The organism is Streptomyces phytophilus, assembly GCF_013870535.1.
GTDB classification, from domain to species: domain Bacteria; phylum Actinomycetota; class Actinomycetes; order Streptomycetales; family Streptomycetaceae; genus Streptomyces; species Streptomyces phytophilus.
Map to the genome: position 1 here is coordinate 1 of NZ_JACBXC010001665.1, position 1,093 is coordinate 1,093.

Here is a 1,093-nt window from a genome sequence, read left to right on the forward strand (position 1 = left end):
GGAGCGCATCAACGCCACCCCGGCCCTGGACTCCCCCCTGGGCACGCTCCTGGAACAGTCCGGCTTCCTGGCCACCCCCCGGGGCCTGCGCATCCGCGCCTGAAACGCCGGGTCGAGGTGGCCGCCGGTGCCGCAGCCGGCCTACTCCACCCGGCCGTTCAGATACGCCAGGACCGCCCGTACCCTGCGGTTGTCGTCGTCCGACGGGGGCAGGTCCAGCTTCGCGAAGATGCTCGTCGTGTACTTGCTCACCGCGCCCTCCGACAGGAAGAGCTGGCGCGCGATCGCCGTGTTCGAGCGGCCCTCCGCCATCCCCGCCAGCACCTCCCGCTCCCGCGGGGTCAGCCGCCCCAGCGGCTCGTCCCGCGCGTTGCTCGCCAGCAGCTTCGCGATGACCTCGGGGTCCATCGCCGTGCCGCCCTCGGCCACCCGCCGTACGGAGTCCACGAACTGCCGCGCCGCGAACACCCGGTCCTTCAGCAGATACCCCACCGCACCGCGGCCGTCGGCGAGCAACTCCCGCGCGTACAGCTGCTCCACGTGCTGGGAGAGGATCAGCACCGGCAGGTCCGGCCGCTCGCGCCGCGCGGCCAGCGCCGCCTGGAGGCCCTCGTCCGTGAACGTCGGCGGCAGCCGGATGTCGACCACCGCCACGTCCGGCCGCTCGGCGCGCAGCGCCGCCAGCAGCTCGTCCCCGGACTCGACCGCCGCGCAGATCTCCATGCCGTGCGCCTGCAGCAGCCGCGTCAGCCCGTCCCGCAGCAGGTACTGGTCCTCCGCCAGGACGACTCGCACTGCCCCGCTCCTCTCCGCCCCGCCCGCCGGGGCGGCCGTGCGTCCCCCCGTCAACACCGCTGTTCCGCACCGCTCTTCCGCCACCGCCGCAGCAGCGGGCGCACCCCGCTCAGGCCGAGCGCCACCATCGCCAGCGCCGTTGGCCAGCGCAGCGCCTCCGGCATGTACAGGGCCAGGAACCACGACCTGTTCTCCGTGCCGAAGACCAGCAGCAGCGCCGCGACCAGCCCCTGCGGGAAGAGCGCGACGGAACACAGTACCGGTGCCAGCGCGGTCAGCCACAGCTCCCCGCGCCCCG

At 74.2% G+C, this 1,093-nt stretch carries 1 protein-coding gene and 1 pseudogene; both read right to left on the reverse strand.

The window, feature by feature from the left end; translation table 11 throughout:
• Positions 1 to 141: 141 nt before the first annotated feature.
• A complete protein-coding gene (locus H5J30_RS35070) occupies positions 142 to 795 on the reverse strand; it encodes a response regulator transcription factor (protein ID WP_181791835.1) in 654 nt (217 codons plus the stop codon).
• A gap of 50 nt (positions 796 to 845) precedes the next feature.
• A pseudogene (locus tag H5J30_RS35075) lies at positions 846 to 1,093 on the reverse strand (sensor domain-containing protein); the annotation flags it as partial.